This window comes from Kitasatospora sp. NPDC101157 (assembly GCF_044768255.1).
GTDB lineage: Bacteria > Actinomycetota > Actinomycetes > Streptomycetales > Streptomycetaceae > Kitasatospora.
On sequence record NZ_JBIWPL010000009.1, the window covers coordinates 19640 to 38056 of the forward strand.

Here is an 18417-nt window from a genome sequence, read left to right on the forward strand (position 1 = left end):
GGCGTGGGGGGCAGGGGGGGAACCGGGTTGTGGGGGGGGGGGGGGGGGGGGGGGCCCGGGGGGGGGGGGGGGGGGGCGGGGGGCGCCGGGGGGGCCCCCCCGGCCCGGGCCCGGGAAGGGCTCTAGCGGGGGCGGGCCGGGACGGAGTAGTCGCCGTGGATGTCGCAGGCCCACCACTGGGCGAGGGCGCGCATGCTCTCGCGGAGCACCGCCGAGGCGTGCCAGTGGAGTTCGGTCTCGATCAGTCCGGTCGCCATCGTCCAGCGGTCGACCGTCGGGTCCTGGACCCACTCCCAGGGCGTGCGTCGCGAGACGTCGGCCAGCAGCCCGGCGAGCTCCTGCTCGTCGAAGGCCGCGGAGGCGACGTTGAGCACCGGCTGCGCGGGCGGGGCCGCCAGGACGGCGCGCAGCGCGTCGGCGAGGTCGCGGTGGTCCAGCACCTGGTGGCGGCCCAGCGGGTTGAGGGCGAGCGGGCGGCGGGTCCAGGCCAGGTCGACCCACCGCACCAGCGGGCTGTCCGCGGGCGCGTGCGGGCCGACCGGGTCGGCGAGGCGCAGCACCTGGACGGGGACTCCGTGCTCGGCGCCCCAGGCGCGGGCGGCCCGCTCCTCGCGCCACCAGGCCAGGGCCACCGGGTCGACCGGGGCCTCGGCCGGGGACTCCTCGGTGACGGTCCGTTCGCGGCTGCCCCGGTAGACGGCGGAGGAACCGGCATAGACCAGGCGCTCCACCCCGGCCTTGGCGGCGGCGGCGAGGACATCGGCCAGCAGGCCGTCCTCCTCGGGGCGGCCCAGGTGCACCACGTACCGGACGCCGTCGAGGTCCTCGGCGGACGGGCGAGCGGACGGGCGAGCGGACGGGCGAGCGGACGGATGCCCGGTGTCCTGCCCCGCGTCGTACCCGGTGTCCTGCCCCGCGGCGTACCCGGTGTCGTGACCGGTGTCCTGCCCCGCGTCGTACCCGGTGTCCTGCCCCGCGGCGTACCCGGTGTCGTGACCGGTGTCGTGCCCCGCGTCGTACCCGGCGTCGGCGAGCAGCCCAGCCAGTTGCCGGGCGAAGGCCGGGTCGCCGCCGGTGACGGCCACCCGGGCGGACGGCGCCGGGCGGGGCGCCCGGGCGGCCGGGTCCGCACCGGCGCGGCGGCCGGCGGCGAGCGCGGTCAGCGCGAGGTCGCGCACGGCGGGGGCCATGGCGAGCAGTTCGGCCGCGGTGAACTCCTCGCACAGGCCGCCGGAGCCGAGGGTCTCCATGACGGCGGCGGCGACCTCCGGGTCCGGCTCCGGCGCGTCGGCGGTGACGGCGCCGAGGGCGAAGGCGGTCAGCCACACGGCCCGGCCGGCGCCGTCCGGGAGTCCGGCCGCGGCGTCCGGTCCGGCGGCCCGGAGGGCGTCCAGGCAGGCGTCCAGCAGGCCGGTCCGGGCGAGTTGCCGCTCGGTCTCCAGGTACTCCCACCCGGTGTCCCGCAGGACCGCGCAGCGGGCGTCGCCGTACTGGTAGAAGGGCACCACGGGGAAGCGCGGGCACGGCCGGTCGGCGTCCACCCGGGACGCCCCGTCGGCGGCCCCCGCCTTCCCGGTGAACAGGGTGGCCTGGCGGAAGCCGTGGTAGGTGTTGCCGGCCAGGCTGGGCAGGTCGTCGTGCTGCACCGTGCTGGGGGTGCAGAAGCGCACCGGCATGCCGATCGCGTTCAGGTAGCGCTGCACCACCACGTCGTACGGCCAGCCGCCGCCGTGCTCCTCCTGGAAGGCGGCGTACCCGCGGGCCGCCTCGGCGGGCAGCATCAGGGCCTGGCAGGGCACGTGCTCCTGGAGGGTGTACGCCCAGGGCTCGCCGGTGAGCGCGGCGAGCCGGGCGACGGCGCCGTTGCGCGCCTCCCAGCCCGCGTAGAGGGCGATCGCCTCGCCGGGGGCCGCCGCGGCGGCGCGTTCGGCGTGCTCGTAGAAGCCGTCGGCGAGCACCACGTCGTCCTGCAGCACCAGGTGGTGGGTGGCGTCGGGCGCCACGCAGGACCAGGAGAGCGGTGCCACGCGCAGGGCGGTCGGGCGGCCGTCCGGCTCGGGGTCCATGATCACGCGGACCCGGCCGCGGGGGTCGGCGTCGGCGAGCCGCCGGGCCTCCGCCGCGCGCTTGGGGTGGCTCATCACCGCGCCGCTCAGCCGCACCCGCGCCGGTTCGGTGCTGACGGGCGGTTCGCTGCGGACGACCGGTTCGTTACTGGCATCCATCGGACTTCCTCGCTGTGGGGGGGTGGAGGACCGGTGCGGACGGGTCAGCCGGCGGCCCGGTCGGCGCCGGTGTTGCGGACCTTGCGCTCGTTGACGTTCAGACCGTGGTCGGCGCCCTGCTCGCGTTCCAGCCGGATCATCGCGGCGGGACGGTAGTTGAGGATGTACGCCCGCCGCACCCGGTCGCTGGTGTTGCCGCGGGAGTAGTGCAGGGTGCTGCCGGAGTGGGCGACGCCCTGCCCGGCGAGCACCGGCACGGCGGTGGCCCCGGGCTCGTCCTCCGTGCAGTCGCACTCGATGTTCTTGCCGTCGCTGGTGGGGCGGTGCGGGCGCAGCGGTTGGGTGTGGGAGCCCTTGACGTACCACATGCAGCCGTTGTCCGGTCCGGCGTCGTCCAGGGCGACCCAGATCGAGACGGCCCGGGTGTCCGGCAGGTCGATCCAGTAGGCGGCGTCCTGGTGCCAGGGCGTGGGCACCGCGGTGTGCGGCGCCTTGTGGATCAGCATGTCGAAGTCGAGCATCGCGTCCTCGCCGATCAGCGTGCGGGCGAGGGCCAAGCCCCGCTCGTGGAGCGGTAGTTCGAGGATCGGCGGATGGAGCGCGGAGGGCCACATGATCTGGGTGATGTTCTCGACGCCCGGCTCGACGCCGTCGGCGCGCGGTGCGTGCGAGCCGAGGTCGGAGCGCTTGTCGCCGCTCTCGATCTCTCCGGCGAGGAAGCGGTCGTAGATCTCCCGGTAGGCCTCCGCCTCCTCCGGGGAGAGCAGCGTCCCGGCGAAGACGAATCCGTCCTCCCGGAATGCGCCGACCAGGTCGAGTTGTGCGCTCACTGTCATGGCTGAATCCTTTCCCGTGGACGGCCCGGGGCCGGTGGAATTCGCCGGGGCCGGGGCCGCCCGAGCATGGCGGAGCACGGCGGGTCGGTTCCGCCGCCGTATTTCGTGATTCGGTTCCGGTCCGGCTTTTCCGACGGTGTTCGCGCCAGTCTGCCGAGGGGGGCTCGGGTCAGCCCGCGTCGGCGATCCGCAGCCGGTCGCGGCCCTCCGTGCCGCGGCGGGCGGCGGCGTCCAGGACGGCCAGCATCCAGGCGGAGAGGTCGCAGTTGGCGCGGTCCGCGGCGTCCTCCCAGAGGCCGCGGCGGGCCTGGGTGACGGCGAGCCTGAGTTCGACGGAGAGGGGTCGCGCGCCCGTGTCCGGCGTCGTGGCGGCGCGGATCCGGCGGCGCAGTTCGTTGCGGGACCAGCCGCCCTGCTGGGCGCGGTCCAGCCAGTTGTCCTGCACCTCGGGATCGAGCGAGGCGACCTCGGCGTGGTGCTGCATGCTCAGGGCCGGCCGCCGGCGGCCGGGCGGGAACTTCCTGGCGATCCAGGCGTAGTTCCGCAGTGTCTGGTAATCGAGTGCTGTTTCGTCGATGGCCCGGCGGTAACGCTCCGGATACCGGTCCTGGCCGTAGACGAGCCAGTCGCCGAGCCACCAGGTGACGGAATCCGCGGCCGCCCCGAGATCCTGCCCGATGCGCGTCCACATGTCGATCGGGAGTCTCGCCGGGAGCGCCAGTGAGGTCTGGTTCCGGGAGAGTTCGAAATTCCGCCCGGCGCGCCCGCCCACAATCCTCACACGGTCCGGCCGATCCGCCCCTCGCATCCTTGCCTCCCCGTTGTTCAGCAACAGTCGATCATTGTGGGGAACGGAACGGTTCCGCTTCAAGGTCTAGACCAGCCATCGCGTGCCGGCCGGTCCGTGCCCGCCGTCCCGCCGGCGGGACATGACCGCGTCAGGGACGGCAGCTCGGACGGGTTGCGGGCGTCCCGCCGTACCGACGGATCTGGCGGGCCGTCGGCCGCCGTGGTCACAATCGCACCGCCGGGCCCCGCCGGAGGGGCGTCGCAAGCTGCAGAAGGAACCGATGTGACCACCCGGGAGAGCGTCTCGGAGCACGGCCTGACCGTGCGCGCCCAGCACCGGCACAACCCGTACGGGCACCTCTTCGACGACGCGGACTTCGCCGGGCTGCTGCTCGACCTCGGGCTGCGCCGGGCCGCCAGCATCTGGCGCAACCACACGGCGCCCGCCGCCACCGCGCCGCGCGACCCGTACCCCCGGGCGAGCATGGGCTTCGTGCTGCTGGACCCGACGGCCGGGCCCTGGGTGCCCGAGGAGCGGGCGGTGATGGCGGTGGTCACCGTCGGCGAGGACGCCCGGCGCTTCCTGCCCCGGGCGGCGGCCAAGGCCGCGGGCCACCGCCGGCTGGGGCGCAACTACGGCGAGGCGGTCCTGACCGACCCCCACCTGTGCGGCAGCGGCGGGTTCCGCTACGGGCACTCGGCGGCGATCCGCGGCCAGATCGTCGGCGCCAGCTCCCAGTCCACCGACCAGGACCTCTTCGAGGCGGGACGGCTGGCCGCCGAGCTGGTCGACGCGATCGCCGCTGCCCAGCTGGCCTGGGAGGAGCGCACCGGCCCCGGCGACTGGTACTCCGCCGAGGACGCGCCCCACCCCGTCTACCGGGAGATGGTCGCCTTCGCCCTGGACCGGGAACCGTGAGGGTCCGACCGCGTTCAGAAGGCGTCGTCGGGGATCTCCACGGCGGTGCGGTCCAGGCTCTCCAGCAGGTCGAACTGGGCTCCGGTCCTGGGGAGTTCGTGGCGGAAGAAGAAGCGGCAGGCGTGCCGCTTGCCCTCGTAGAAGGATCCGCTGCCGCCCTCGGCGGCGAGGAGCTGTTCCAGCCACAGCCAGGCGACCACGGTGTGGCCGACCGCTTCGAGGTAGATGCTGGCGTTGGCCAGCGCCGTCCCGGGGTCGCCCGTCGCCCAGAGGCGCCCGGTGACCGAGACCGCGCGCCGGACGGCCTCGTCGAGCCGCGCCGCGTACGCGGCGGCCTCACCGCCGGCGGCCCCGGCGCGGGCGACGGTCGCCGAGACGGTCCCGACGAGCAGTCGCAGGCCCGCGCCGCCGTCCATGACCACCTTGCGGCCGAGCAGGTCCAGGCCGTGGATGCCGTGGGTGCCCTCGTGGATCGGGTTGAGCCGGTTGTCGCGGTAGAACTGCTCGACGTTGTACTCGCGGGTGTAGCCGTAGCCGCCGTGCACCTGGATGGCGAGGCTGTTGGCCTCCAGGCACCACTGGGACGGCCAGCTCTTGGCGATCGGGGTGAGGACGTCCAGCAGCAGCTTGGCGCGGGAGCGGTCCTCGGGCGAGGCGCCGGTGCGCTCCTCGTCCAGGAGCCGGCCGCAGTACAGCACCAGGGCCAACGCCCCTTCGGCGTAGGACTTCTGGGCCAGCAGCATGCGGCGGACGTCGGCGTGGGCGATGATCGGCACCTGCGGTCCGCCCGCCGGCTTCGCGGCGACCGGGCGGCCCTGGGGGCGGCTGCGGGCGTAGTCCAGGGCGTGCAGGTAGCCGGTGTAGCCGAGCGCGGTGGCGCCGAGGCCGACGCCGATCCGGGCCTCGTTCATCATGTGGAACATGTACGCCAGGCCGTGGTGCGGTTCGCCGACCAGGTGCCCGACCGCGCCGGGCTCGCCGCCCGGCCGGTGCACGCCCTCGCCGAAGTTGAGCAGGGTGTTGGTGGTGCCCCGGAAGCCCATCTTGTGGTTGAGCCCGGCCAGTACGACGTCGTTGCGCTCGCCGGGTGAGCCGTCGGCGCCGACCAGCACCTTGGGCACGATGAACAGCGACAGTCCCTTCACCCCGGGCGGCCCGCCGGGGATCCGGGCCAGCACCAGGTGGACGATGTTCTCGGACAGCTCGTGCTCGCCGCCGGAGATCCACATCTTGTTGCCGAACAGCCGGTAGCTGCCGTCCTCCCGCGGTTCGGCCCGGGTGCGGACGTCGGCGAGCGAGGAGCCGGCCTGCGGCTCGGACAGGCACATGGTGCCGAAGAACCGGCCCTCCACCATCGGCCGGACGTAGGTGTCGATCTGCTCCGGACTGCCGTGCGCCAGCAGCAGGTTGGCGTTGCCCGCGGTCAGGAACGGGTACGCCGCGGTGCCCGGGTTGGCGGCCTGGAACCAGGCGAAGCAGGCGTTGGCCACGACGGTGGGCAGCTGGGCGCCGCCGACCTCCTCGTCCATGGCGCTGCCGAGCAGGCCCGTCCCGGCGAAGACGCTCAGCGCCTCCCCGACCTCCGGGATGATGTGGACCCGCTCGCCGTCGAAGCGCGGCTCCTCCGCGTCGTTCCGCTTGTTGTGCGGCGCGAAGTGCCGGGTGGCGACCTGCTCGCTGAGGTCCAGGGCCGCGTCGAAGGTCTCCCGCGAGTGGTCGGCGTACCGCGACCGCCCGGTGAGGGACACGACGTCCAGCCATTCGTACAGCAGGAAGTCCAGGTCACGGCGGGAGAGCAGCAGGGAGGTCATGGGGGCCGGCCTTTCAACTCGGTCCTGTCGGCTCAGTCCCGGCGCCTGACGGCGATGGCCGCGGCGCCGAGGACGCACGCGACGGCGGCGGTGACGTAGGCGAGATGGTAGCCGCCGAGCTGGTCCTCGCGGGTCCCGGCGACCAGGACCATCAGCGCCACGCCGACGCTGGCGCCGATCTGCTGGGTCACCACGTTCACGGCGCCGGCCACGCCCTGCTGCTCGGCCGGGACCCCGCTGAGCGCGGCAGTGGTCATCGAGGGGAAGTTCAGGCCCTGGCCGATGCCGCTGAGCACCAGCCCGGGCAGCACGTACGTGACGTAGCCGCCGGAGTGCGGGGTGGCCAGCCACAGGCCGGTGCCCACGCCGATCAGCACCAGGCCGACGGCCATCAGGGTGCGCGGGGTGTACCGGGCCAGCAGGCGGCCGGTGGCGAAGTTGGCGGTGAGGAACACGGCCAGGGACATCGGCACCAGCGCGAGGCCGGACTCGAAGGGCGAGTAGTCCAGCATCCCCTGGAGGTACAGCGGAGCGAAGAACAGCATCCCGACCGAGCCCATGTACTGGAGGAACGCGGCCAGGCTCGCGGACTGCACCGGGGCGAGGCGGAAGAGCCCGAGCGGCAGCACCGGGTCGGCGGTGCGGTGCTCGCGGACGACGAACAGCACCAGGCAGAGCGCCGCGGCGCAGAGCACCGCCCAGGCCGTCGCGCCGCCGCTGCTCACCCCGACCACGAGCAGGGTGAGCCCGAGGGTGCCGGAGATCGCGCCGGGCAGGTCCAGCCGGCCGCTGTGCCCGGCGCCGTCGGGCAGTCCGATGCGGGTCACGGCCAGGACGGCGAGCCCCAGCAGCACCGAGAACCACAGCACCGAGCGCCAGCCGAAGAACTGGGTCAGGACGCCGCCGAGCAGCACCCCACCGCTGAAGCTCGCGGCGCCGACGGCCGCGTAGACGCTGAACGCCCGGTTGCGCGCCGGTCCGGCCGGGAACGCCTCGGAGAGCAGGGCCAGCGCGGCCGGTCCGGACAGGGCGGCGCCGATGCCCTGGACGGCGCGCGCGCCCAGCAGGACGGCGATGTTCGGGGCCACCGCCCCGACCAGCGCGGAGACGGTGAAGACCGCGACGCCCGTCTCGAAGACCCGGCGCCGGCCGAGCACGTCGGCCAGTCGGCCGCCCACCAGCAGGAAGCCGGCGAAGGTGACGGCGTAGGCGGTCATCACCCACTGGAGGGTGGTGTCGCTCAGGTCGAAGCGCGTGCCGACGGACGGCAGGGCGGCGTTGAGCACGCCGAGGCCGCTCACGTCCAGGGCGAGTGCCCCGGCCAGCACTCCGAGGGCCAGTCCCGGGCGGGTCAGCGGCGTGACCGCGGTGTCGGTCATGCCGGCCCCCCGTCGCGCGTACCGGGGTGTGCGCCGCGTGGTGCACCGGGGGGTGCGGCCACCCGGGGCCGCGGGTGGTGCCGACCGGCTAAGGAACGGTCGACTCCGACTGACGCCGTCTCAGGGCTCACAACTGGCATGAGGATCAGCTTGCCCGGGTGGATCTACCGATGTCCAGCCCGCCCCTCGCCAACTCGACCCCACGGCAAGGCCGTTCGACGGCCCTCGACGCCGAGGAGATCGAATCGGACACTTTGGCGATCGAATCTCGCCACTGGTCCGACCAGTCTCCGGCGACGCTTGTCTCGCCATTCACCAAGTGGCACGCTCATACCGGCTGGTCGGTAAATACCCGGTGATCCGAAGCACATCAATTCGCATATTTCCTTGCGCTCGACACATTTCATCCGCGTTCGACAGGATCGACCTCGACACCCGCCCCGGCTGGGGTTTCCCGTGTTTTCCCCCGTTCTCCGCGCTCAGGGCGGACCGGGACAGCAACGCCGCGCGAATCCTCGGCAGCGAACGTGCCGAAGGACCGATCGGCAGGAGCCGCACGCGTCGGCGAGAACTTCACAGTGGGCCGCTGATCCGCGCTCCCCCGAGCTGACGTGACGCTCGTGACCGGGGATTCCGGAAGCGGCTGAATTCGCCTCCGCGGCCCGGCTGTCCATGCGCCGGCGGCCGGTCGGAAGTGCACCTCACCCTCCATTCCACCCGCCCTGCCCCTGGAGTCGCCATGCCCCGAGAACGTGCAGCGCGAGACCTGTCCGCCGTCACGGAATTCCTGCTCTCCCGGGTTTCCGAGCTGTTGGCCGTACCCGCGAACGCGGTGGACCGCCGGGCGCCGATGCACCGCTACGGACTGGATTCCGCCAAGTCGGTGGCCCTGGCCGCGGCCCTGTCCGAGTTCGTCGGCAGGTCCGTCCCGGCCACCTGGCCCTGGCAGTACCCGAGCGTGGAGGAACTGGCCCGCGCGGTGGTCGACGGCCCTCCTGCCGCCGAGCCCGCACCGGACGCCGACCGCCGTACCGGACGCCGTACCACCGAGCACGAGCCCGTCGCGGTCGTGGGCATCGGCTGCCGCTTCCCCGGCGGCCCGGACCCGGCCTCGTTCTGGCGGCTGCTGGTCGAGGGCGGCGACGCCGTCGGGCCGGTACCGGCCGCGCGGCGGGAACTGCTCAACGACCGGGTCCGCTGGGGCGGGTTCATCGACGGCATCGACCGCTTCGACCCGCTGTTCTTCGGCATCTCGCCCCGCGAGGCCGTCCAGATGGACCCCCAGCAGCGGCTGATCCTGGAGCTGTCCTGGGAGGCGCTGGAGGACGCGGGCATCGCCCCGCACAGCCTGGTCGGCAGCGACACCGGGGTGTTCATGGCCTCCTGCTGGGGCGACTACGCCGCCCTGGCCCACTACCGCGGGCCTGACAGCCAGATCACCCCGCACACCGCGACCGGCATGCACGACGGCATCATCGCCAACCGGGTCTCCTACCTGCTCGGCCTCCAGGGCCCCAGCATGGCCATCGACGCGGCCTGCGCCGGATCGCTGGTCTCGGTGCACGTGGGGTGCCAGTCCATCCAGTTGGGCGAGAGCGACCTGGTGCTCGCCGGCGGCGTGAACCTGAGCTTCGTCTCCGACTACTACACCGCCATGGACCAGATGGGCGCCCTCGCCCCGGACGGCCGCTGCAAGTCCTTCGACGCCCGCGCCAACGGCTACGTCCGCGGCGAGGGCGCCGGTGTCGTCGTGCTCGCCCCGCTGAGCACCGCCCTGGAGCGCGACCTGCCGGTCTACTGTCTGATCAAGGGCAGCTCCTCCAACAACGACGGCCTGAGCAACGGCATGACGGCGCCCAACCCCCAGGCGCAGGAGAAGATGCTGCGCACCGCCTACCGACGGGCCGGCATCGCCCCGCACCTGGTGGACTACATCGAGTGCCACGGCTCCGCGACGCCCCTCGGCGACCCGATCGAGGCCAACGCCATCGGCGCGGTGCTGGGCGGCGACCGGACGGAACCGCTGCGGCTCGGCTCGGTCAAGTCCAACGTCGGCCACCTGGAGGCGGCTGCCGGGATCGTCGGCCTGGTCAAGCTGGCGATGTCGATGCGCAACGGCGTCCTGCCGCCCAGCCTGCACTACAGCGCGCCGAACCCGCAGATCATGTTCGAGGAGTACAACCTCACCGTCCAGGACCGGCTGACGCCCTGGCCCCGGCGCTCCGACGCCCGCCGGGGAGGCGTCAGCTCCTTCGGCTTCGGCGGGGCGATCTGTCACGTCGCGGTCGAGGAACTGCCGCGCCCGGAGGCCTCGTTGCTGCTGCTGGCCGCGGACTCCCGGGAGGAGCTGGCGGAACGGGCCCGGGCGCTGCGCGACGAGGGCGACCTGCGCGCGCTGTGCGCCCGCACGCCCGGCGAGGGCGCCTTCCGGCTCGCCGCCACCGCCCGCGACATGGCGGAACTCCGGACCTCCCTGGACGCCTTCGCCGGCGGTACGGCGGCCGACGGGCTGAGCGTCGGGGAGGCGACGGGCGCGCGGCCGCGGGTGGCCTTCCTGTTCTCCGGCAACGGCTCCCAGTGGGTGGGCATGGGCCGGCAGCTGCTCGCCGGCCTGCCGGTGTTCCGCCGGTCGATGATGCGCTCGGACCGGCGGATGCGGGAGCTGCTGGGCTTCTCGCTGGTCGACCAACTGCTCTCCCCCGACGGCCGGCTGGACGACATGGACGTCTTCCAGCCACTGCTGTTCTCCCTCCAGGTCGCCCTGGCCGAGGCCTGGCGCTCCCTGGGGGTGGAGCCGGACGTCGTGGTGGGCCAGAGCGTCGGCGAGTTCGCCGCCGCCCACGTCGCCGGTGCACTCGACTTCGACGACGCCTCCCGGCTGGCCGCCCACCACGGCCGGCTGCTCCAGCAACTGGCCGTGGGGCGCGGCGAGGGCATCGTGGTGATGACCGCCGCCGAGGAGGTCACTCCGTACCTGACCGGCGGGCTCACCCTCTCCGGCCGCAACGGCCTGCACTCCACGCTGGTCACCGGCACCCCGCAGGAGATCGACGACCTGGTCGGGCGGCTGACCGGGGCGGGCGTCACCAACCACCGGGTGCGGATGGGCCACGCCCCGCACTCCCCGCTGGTCGACCACGTCCTCGCCCCGCTCAGGGTCGAGCTCGACGGCATCCGGCCCCGGACCGCCCGCGTCCCGATGATCTCGACCGTCACCGGCGAGCTCGTCGACGGCGCCGAACTCGGGCCCGACTACTGGGCGGACAACCTGCGCCGGGAGATCCGGATGGTCGACGCGCTGACCGCGCTGCGCGACCACGACATCGATGCGGTGGTCGAACTCAGCCCGCACCCCCTGCTGTTGAAGTCCGTGTCGGAGATCCTGACCGCGACCACCCTGCCCTCGATGCGCCGCGGCGCCGACGAGGCCGCGACCCTGCTCGGCTCGCTCGGCGCGCTCTACACCGCCGGACTGCCCGTCGCCGCCCACCCGTTCCTGGCCGGGGACCGGGGCCGGCACACCGCACCGAGCCGCGGGGCCGAGGCGGCCGGGGCGGCCGACGAGCGGCCGCACCTGGTGCCCGTCACGGCCCGTACGGCCGAGGCGCTGGCCGACACCTGCCGGGAGCTGTCCAACCACGTCGAACGCCACCCGGGCCTGCGGGTCTCCGACCTCGCGTACACCCTCGCGGCCCGGCGCAGCCACCACGGCCACCGGATCGCGCTGTTCGCCCGCAACCGGCAGGACGTCCTGGACGGCCTGGCCCGGGTCGCCGCCGGAACGCCGCACCCCGACGTCCTCACCGGTACGGTCTCCGGCAACGTCGACCGGCGGGTGGCCCTGGTGTTCTCCGGCGGCGGCACCCAGTGGGTCGGCATGGGCCGCGAACTGCTGCGTTCCCACGCCGGTTTCCGCAGCTCGATGGAGGCCTGCGACGAGGCCGTGCGGGCGGCCGGCGGCTGCTCGGTGCTGGAGCAGCTGGCCGCCCCTGCCGACGAGGCCCGGTACGAGGAGATGGACTTCCAGCAGCCGGTGCTGTTCGCCCTCCAGGTCTCGCTGGCCAAGGTCTGGCTCGGCCTCGGCATCGAGCCGACCGCCGTGGTCGGGCACAGCCTGGGCGAGGTCGCGGCCGCCTGTGTGGCCGGAGCGCTGTCCCTGGAGGACGCCGCCCGGGTCGTGGTCGCCCGCTCGCACCTGCTGGAGCGCGAGGCCGCCGTGGGCGCGATGATCTCGGTCGACCTGCCGGAGGCGGAGCTGCTGCCGCGGCTGGCCCCGTACGCCGAGCACGCCGCCGTCGCCGTGGTCAACAGCCCCACCAGCGCGGCGGTCTCCGGCTCCCCCGCGGCGATCGACGCCCTGGAGGCGGAGCTCAGGCGGGACGGCGTCTCGGTCCGGCGGATCCGGGTCGAACGGCCGGTGCACAGCCCGGGCATGGACCCGCTGATCCCGCCGCTGCGCGCGGCCCTCGACGGCATCACCCCGCTGCCGCCCGCTCTCGACTTCCACTCCACGGCGGTGGCCGGGGCGGTCAACCCGACGACCGACGTCGAGTACTGGGTGCACAATCTGCGCAACCAGGTCCGCTTCGCCGAGACCATCGGCGCGCTGGTCGACCAGGGCGTCGGCACCTTCGTCGAGATCGGCCCGCACGAGACGCTGCGCGGCGCGGTCGAGGAGATCGCCCTGACCCGCGGCGCCCGGGTGCACGCGGTCAACTCGCTGCGGCGCGAGGAGAGCGACCTGCGCTGCCTGCTGGGCGCCGCCGCCTCACTGTTCGTCCGGGGCCTGCCGCTGACCTTCGACGGGCTGTTCTCCGACGACGTCGAGGCGGTGGAGACGCCGCTCGTCCAGTGGCAGCGGGAGCGGTACTGGATCGACACCGAGCTCCGCGCCCCGGCCGCCGGGCCCGCGCCCGTGGCCGCACCGGTGCCCGTCGTCGCGGCCGCGCCCGAGGCCCGGCCGCAGGAGCAGCAGCCGGCGGAGAGCCGTCCGGTGGCGGAGGTCGTCCTCGCCGAGCTGGCCGACGCGCTGGGCGTGCCGGTGGGCCGGTTCGACCCGAACGCCAGCCTGCTCGACTTCGGCCTGGACTCGATGCTGGCGATCCGGCTGGTCAACAGGCTGCAGTCGCTGTTCGGGCACCGGGTGTCGCCGGTGGTGTTCCTGGACGGCCGGGCCATCTCCCAGGTCGTCGGCCACTTCGTCGAGCTCACCGCCGGACCGCCCGCCGCGCCGGAGCCGGTGCGGCCCGCCGCGGCTCCGGCTCCCGTGACGGCCCCGGTTCCGGTCCCGGTTCCGGCGCCGGTGGCGACCGTCGGGGCGTCGCCCGCCCCGGTGCTCCCGGACGGCCTGTCCGAGCTGTCCGAACTGGACGCCGAGGAACTGCTCGACGAACTGGACGCCCGCGGCCTGCTGGAGGCCACCGACGCCCCCGCCCTGGAGCAGCTGCGCGCCGAGGGCCTCGGCCTCCAACTGGCGCCCGCCTCGCACGGCCAGGCCTCGCTCTGGTTCATGCAGATGGTCTCGCCGGACGCCGTGCCCTACAACTTCATGGTGACGGCCAGGATCCGGGCCGCGGTCGACGAGAAGGCCCTGGAGCGCGCCGTACGGGCCGTCGTGCTGCGCCACCCGGCGCTGCGCACCCTCTTCGTGGAGGCCGGCGGCAGCCCGTACCAGGTGATCCTGGACGAGCCGGTGTACGAGTTCCTGGTGGTGGACAGCTCCGACCTGGACGACGAGCAGGCCCGCGAGGAGCTGGCCCGGCAAGGGCACCGGCCGCTGGACCTGGACAACGGGCCGCTGGTGCGGGTCGTCCTGATGACGCGCGGGCCGGCCGACCACTACCTGCTGGTGCTCGTCCACCACATCGCCTCGGACGCGGCCTCGGCCGACGTCATGATCCGCGAACTCCAGGAGTACTACGAGGGGGCCGGCCCGGCCGCCGCCGCGCCCGTCGTTCCGTACACCGAGTTCGTCGCCCGGGAACGGCAGTGGCTGGCCGGGCCGGCGGCCGAGGCCGCGCTGGACTGGTGGTCGGGGAAGCTGGCCGACCCGCCCGCCCACCTCGACCTGTCCGCCAAGGAGCGGCCGCCGGGCGTCACCTACGAGGGCCGCGACCTGGCGTTCCGCTGGAGTACCGAGGAGACCCGCCTGCTGCGGGAGTTCGCGGTGCGCGAGGGCGTGTCTATCAGCACCGTCGTCCTCGCCGGGTTCTTCGCCACGCTCAACCGGGCGGTCGGCACGGAGGACTCGGTGCTGGCCACCGCCATCGCCCAACGGGCCGAGCCCGGCTGGGAGTCCGCGATCGGCTACTACCTCAACACCGTGCTGGTCCGGGCGAACCCCGCCGCCGACCGCAGCTTCCGCGAACTGCTGCGCGAGGTCCACGCGTTCTCGCTCGGCCTGCTGGAGCACATGAACTACCCGCTCGACCTGCTGGCCTCCCAGCTGAAGCCGCCGCGCGCCGAGGGCCGCTCCCCGTGGTTCGACGTGGTGGTCAACTGGCTGTCCTCGGACGCCTTCCCCCGCTCCGTCAAGCTCTTCCACGGCGTCGGCAGCACCCTCACACCCGACGGCGCCCTGCCCCTGGAGCCGCTCCAGGTGCGCAGGCACCTCGCCAAGTTCGACCTGGAGATCTCGATGGCCGACATCGACGGCGAGGTGGCCGGCCACGTCCAGTTCAAACCGAGCTACCTGGAAAGGCACACCGTGACCGCACTGCTCGCGCTGTACCGCAGCGTGCTCTTCGACTCGATCGCCCGACCCGACCTGCCCCTCGGCGAGCTCGCGCCGACCGGCCTGCCCGAGGGGACCGACCGGTGACCGCGACCCTGCACTCGGAGTTCCTGGAGCAGGCGGCCAAGAGCCCCGACGCGACCGCGGTCTACTCCGACGCCGGAGTCCTGGCCTACGGCGAACTCGACGAGCGGTCCCGGGAGTTGGCCGAGCGGCTGGCCGCCGCCGGCGCAGCTCCGGGAGTCCCGGTCGGCATCTGCGTCGAACGCACCCCCGACCTGCTGGTCGGCATCCTGGCGGCCCTGCGCACCGGCGCCTGCTACCTGCCGCTGGACCCCAACTACCCCGCCGACCGGCTGACCTTCATGGTCCAGGACAGCGGCGCCCGGCTGCTGCTCACCACGCCCGCCTCCCGGGCCGCCTGCCCGACCGGCCCGACCGTGGTGGTGCTGGGCGACACGGTGACCACCGAGCCCGGCGCCCGGCCCGTACCGGTGGTGCCCGAGGACACCGCGTACGTCATCTACACCTCCGGATCCACCGGCCGGCCCAAGGGCGTGGCCGTCCGGCACGGCGGCTGCACGGCGATGCTCGCCGAGCTGGACCGGGTCCTGGAGGGCTGCGACCTGAGCGGGATCTCGGCGGCCAGCTCGGTCTGCTTCGACATGTCCGTGATGGAGATCTTCAACGCGCTGTGCCGAGGCGGCGCCGTCGTCCTGGTCGAGAGCGCGGTGCACCTGGCGGAGAGCCGGTACGCCGACCGGATCACCCACCTGAACGTCGTCCCGTCCGTCATGAACGGCCTGCTGGACGCCGGGGCCCTGCCGCCCAACGTGCGCTCGGTGGTGTTCGGCGGCGAGGCGCTGCGCCGCAAGCTGGTGGACCGGACGTACCGGGAGACCGGCGCCGAGCGGGTGTTCAACGCCTACGGCCCCACCGAGGGAACCGTGTTCTGCTCCTTCGGGCCCGTCCCGGCGGACGGCGCCGGGGAGCCGACCATCGGCCCGCCGACGACCAGGGTCTACGTGCTCGACGAGCAGCTGCGGCAGGTGCCGGCCGGTGCGTCCGGCGAGCTCTACCTCGGCGGCCCCGGCCTGGCCCACGGCTACGTCAACCGCCCGGACACCACGGCCGAACGCTTCCTTCCCGACCCCTTCCGCGACGGCGAGCGGATGTACCGCACGGGGGACGTCGTCGAGTTCACCGACGGCGGCGAACTGCGCTTCCTCGGCCGCACCGACCACCAGGTCAAGCTGCGCGGCTACCGGATCGAGCTGGAGGAGGTCGAGGCCCGGCTGACCGCCTGCCCCGAGGTCCGGGAGGCCGCCGCCGTCGTCCGGGGCAACCGGCTGGTCGGCTACGTCGTGCCCGCGGGCGAGGGCGCCGCGCCGGACGGCCCCCGGCTGGACGCCGCGCTGCAGAGCGCCGTCACCGGCCGGCTCGCCGCCGAACTGCCCGACTACATGGTGCCCGCGACGCTGGTGCTGCTGCCCGCCCTGCCGCTCGGCCCCGGCGGGAAGCTCGACCGCAACGCGCTGCCCGAGCCGCCGGCCGCCGGGACGGGCGGGCCGCTGACGGCCGCGAGCACGCCGACCGAGGTGGCGCTGTCGGAGATCTGGGGCCAGCTGCTGGGCCTCGAACCCTCGGCGATCGACGTGCAGTCCGCCTTCTACGACCTCGGCGGCGACTCGCTGCTGCTGGTCCGGCTGGCCCGGCTGATGACCCGCCGCTTCGAGCGCCGCGTCCGGGTGCCCGACCTCTTCAGCTTCCGCGACATCTCCTCCCTCGCCCGATGGCTCGACGACGAGAGCGGTGCCACCCCCGAGGTGGTCCGGTCGGCCCGCGAGCGCGCCGGCGCCCGCCGCGCGGCACTGCGCGGACGCGGGCCGCTGAGCCGCTGAGCCACCCTCACTCGACAACGGAGCAGGAGCCCCTCCCATGACCGACAGCCCCCAGCAGGAGTACGACCCGGGCGACGTGGCCGTCATCGGCATGTCGCTACGGGCGCCCGGAGCGCGTACCAAGGAACAGTTCTGGGACAACCTCGTCCACGGCCGGGAGTCCATCTCCTTCCTGGCCAAGGACGACATCCACGTCGACGAGACGCTGATCCACAGCCCGTTCTACGTCCGGGCCTGCGGCGTGCTCGACACCTACGACAAGTTCGACCCGTCGGTGTTCGGCATCAGCGACCGGATGGCGGCCGCGATGACCCCGGAGAACCGGCTGTTCCTGGAGAGCGCCTGGGAGTCGCTGGAGGACGGTGGCTACGACCCGGACCGGCTCGGCGCCGAGATCGGCATGTACGGCGCCAACAACCCGCAGACGGCCGCGCTCTACAGCTCCCCGCCGGACCGGGTGTCGGTCGGTCCCGAGGCGATCGAGGCCAGCCTGGCCTGGTCGCCGGACACCATGACCTCCAACGCCCTGTACTACATGGGCCTCACCGGCGAGGCCGTCACCGTCGCGGCCGTCTGCGCGGGCTTCCACTACGCGGTCCACCTGGCCTGCCAGTCGCTGCTGCTCGGCCAGACCGACATGGCGATCGCCGGCGGCGCGATGGTCCGGCTGCCGCACCCGCGCGGCCACCTGTGGGAGGAGAACCGCATCCTGTCGAAGGACGGCCACTGCCGCCCGTTCGACGCCAACGGCACCGGCACCGCGCTGTCCAGCGGAGTCGTCACCGTGCTGCTGAAGCCGCTGAATCACGCCGTCGCGGACCGCGACCACATCTACGCCGTGGTCAAGGGCTCGGCCGTCAACAACAACGGGGTCAGCGCGATGGCGTACGGCCTGGCCCAGCCCGAGCGGCTGAGCGCCTGCATCGCGAGCGCCATGGAGGTCGGCGGCGTCGCCCCCGAGACCGTCTCCATGTACGAGGCCAACGGGCTCGGCCTGCCGATGACCGACGAGCTCGAAGTGCACGCGGCGAGCATGGCGTTCGGGAAGCAGACCGCGACCACCTCGATCGGCGGGGTCAAGGGCAACGTCGGCCACGGCGGCGTGGTCTCGGGCGGCTTCGGCGCGATCAAGGCCGCGCTGGCCCTGTACCACCGGAAGCTCCCGGCGACGATCAACCTGACCGAGGTCAACCCGGACCTCGACTTCCCCGGCACCCCCTTCGTGCCGCAGCTCGAAGGGGCCGACTGGGAGCCGGAGGCGGGCATCCGCCGGGCCGGCATCACCTCGATCGGCGGTGGCGGCTACAACGCCCACCTGCTGCTGGAGGAGGCGCCGACGCCGGCCGGGCGCGCCCCCGAGGCCGAGGGCCGGCCGCGGCTGGCCACCCTCTCCGCCCTGGACGACGACGCCCTGGCCCGGCAGCGCGCGCGGCTCCGCGACCGGCTGGAGGCGGATCCCGGACTCCGGCTGGACGACGTCTGCTTCAGCCTCAACCTCGGCCGCAAGGTGATGCCCCGCCGCTGGGCGGCCGTGGTCCGCAGCCGCGCCGAGCTGATCGCCGCGCTGTCCGAGGACGTCCCCCGCGGCCCGGCCACCACGACCGCCGCCGCCCCGCCGACCGACCCCGACGGCTTCTCCCGCACCGACCACGGCATCGTGCCCGCCGGCCGGGACGAGCGGGCGCTCGCCGACCTGGCGGCCGCCTGGGTCACCGGCAGCCAGGTGGACTTCGCCGCCCTGCACCGGGGCGAGGACAGCCACCGGGTGCCACTGCCCACCTATCCGTTCCGGCCCCGCCGGTTCTGGCGCACGGACTGGTGAGC

The 18417-nt window shown here is 73.9% G+C and carries 9 protein-coding genes; 4 read left to right on the forward strand and 5 right to left on the reverse strand.

Annotated elements, in window-relative coordinates; all coding sequences use genetic code 11:
• Positions 1–122 precede the first annotated feature (122 nt).
• From ACIRVF_RS20080 to ACIRVF_RS20090, 3 genes are all read right to left on the reverse strand, one after another.
• Entirely contained in the window at positions 123–2225 is a 2103-nt protein-coding gene (locus tag ACIRVF_RS20080) for an NAD-dependent epimerase/dehydratase family protein (protein WP_402819216.1), read from the reverse strand.
• A gap of 44 nt (positions 2226–2269) precedes the next feature.
• Positions 2270–3061: a phytanoyl-CoA dioxygenase family protein gene (locus ACIRVF_RS20085; protein ID WP_402819219.1), complete on the reverse strand. Its 792-nt coding sequence runs from the start codon at positions 3059–3061 to the stop codon at positions 2270–2272.
• 169 nt (positions 3062–3230) lie between these two features.
• Complete coding sequence (locus ACIRVF_RS20090) at positions 3231–3869, reverse strand: LmbU family transcriptional regulator (protein ID WP_402819221.1); 639 nt, start codon at positions 3867–3869, stop codon at positions 3231–3233.
• Between the two features lie 264 nt (positions 3870–4133).
• Between ACIRVF_RS20090 and ACIRVF_RS20095 the strand changes: the two genes are divergently transcribed.
• Positions 4134–4769: a hypothetical protein gene (locus ACIRVF_RS20095; protein WP_402819224.1), complete on the forward strand. Its 636-nt coding sequence runs from the start codon at positions 4134–4136 to the stop codon at positions 4767–4769.
• Between the two features lie 14 nt (positions 4770–4783).
• Here the strand turns inward: ACIRVF_RS20095 and ACIRVF_RS20100 are convergent, their stop codons facing one another.
• A complete protein-coding gene (locus ACIRVF_RS20100; RefSeq protein ID WP_402819227.1) occupies positions 4784–6580 on the reverse strand; it encodes an acyl-CoA dehydrogenase in 1797 nt (598 codons plus the stop codon).
• Positions 6581–6612: 32 nt separating this feature from the next.
• Positions 6613–7959 (reverse strand): MFS transporter, encoded by a 1347-nt coding sequence (locus ACIRVF_RS20105; protein ID WP_402819230.1) that lies wholly within the window; start codon positions 7957–7959, stop codon positions 6613–6615.
• Positions 7960–8698: 739 nt separating this feature from the next.
• Here ACIRVF_RS20105 and ACIRVF_RS20110 point away from each other — a divergent pair.
• From ACIRVF_RS20110 to ACIRVF_RS20120, 3 genes are read left to right on the forward strand one after another with little or no spacing between them, the layout of a single operon-like run.
• Complete coding sequence (locus tag ACIRVF_RS20110) at positions 8699–14779, forward strand: acyltransferase domain-containing protein (protein WP_402819233.1); 6081 nt, start codon at positions 8699–8701, stop codon at positions 14777–14779.
• Positions 14776–16593 carry an amino acid adenylation domain-containing protein gene (locus tag ACIRVF_RS20115; RefSeq protein ID WP_402819236.1) on the forward strand — a complete coding sequence of 606 codons (1818 nt, stop codon included), beginning with the start codon at positions 14776–14778 and terminating at the stop codon, positions 16591–16593. Before ACIRVF_RS20110 ends, ACIRVF_RS20115 begins: the two co-directional genes overlap by 4 nt.
• Before the next feature lie 37 nt (positions 16594–16630).
• Positions 16631–18415 (forward strand): beta-ketoacyl synthase N-terminal-like domain-containing protein, encoded by a 1785-nt coding sequence (locus tag ACIRVF_RS20120; protein ID WP_402819238.1) that lies wholly within the window; start codon positions 16631–16633, stop codon positions 18413–18415.
• Positions 18416–18417 lie beyond the last annotated feature (2 nt).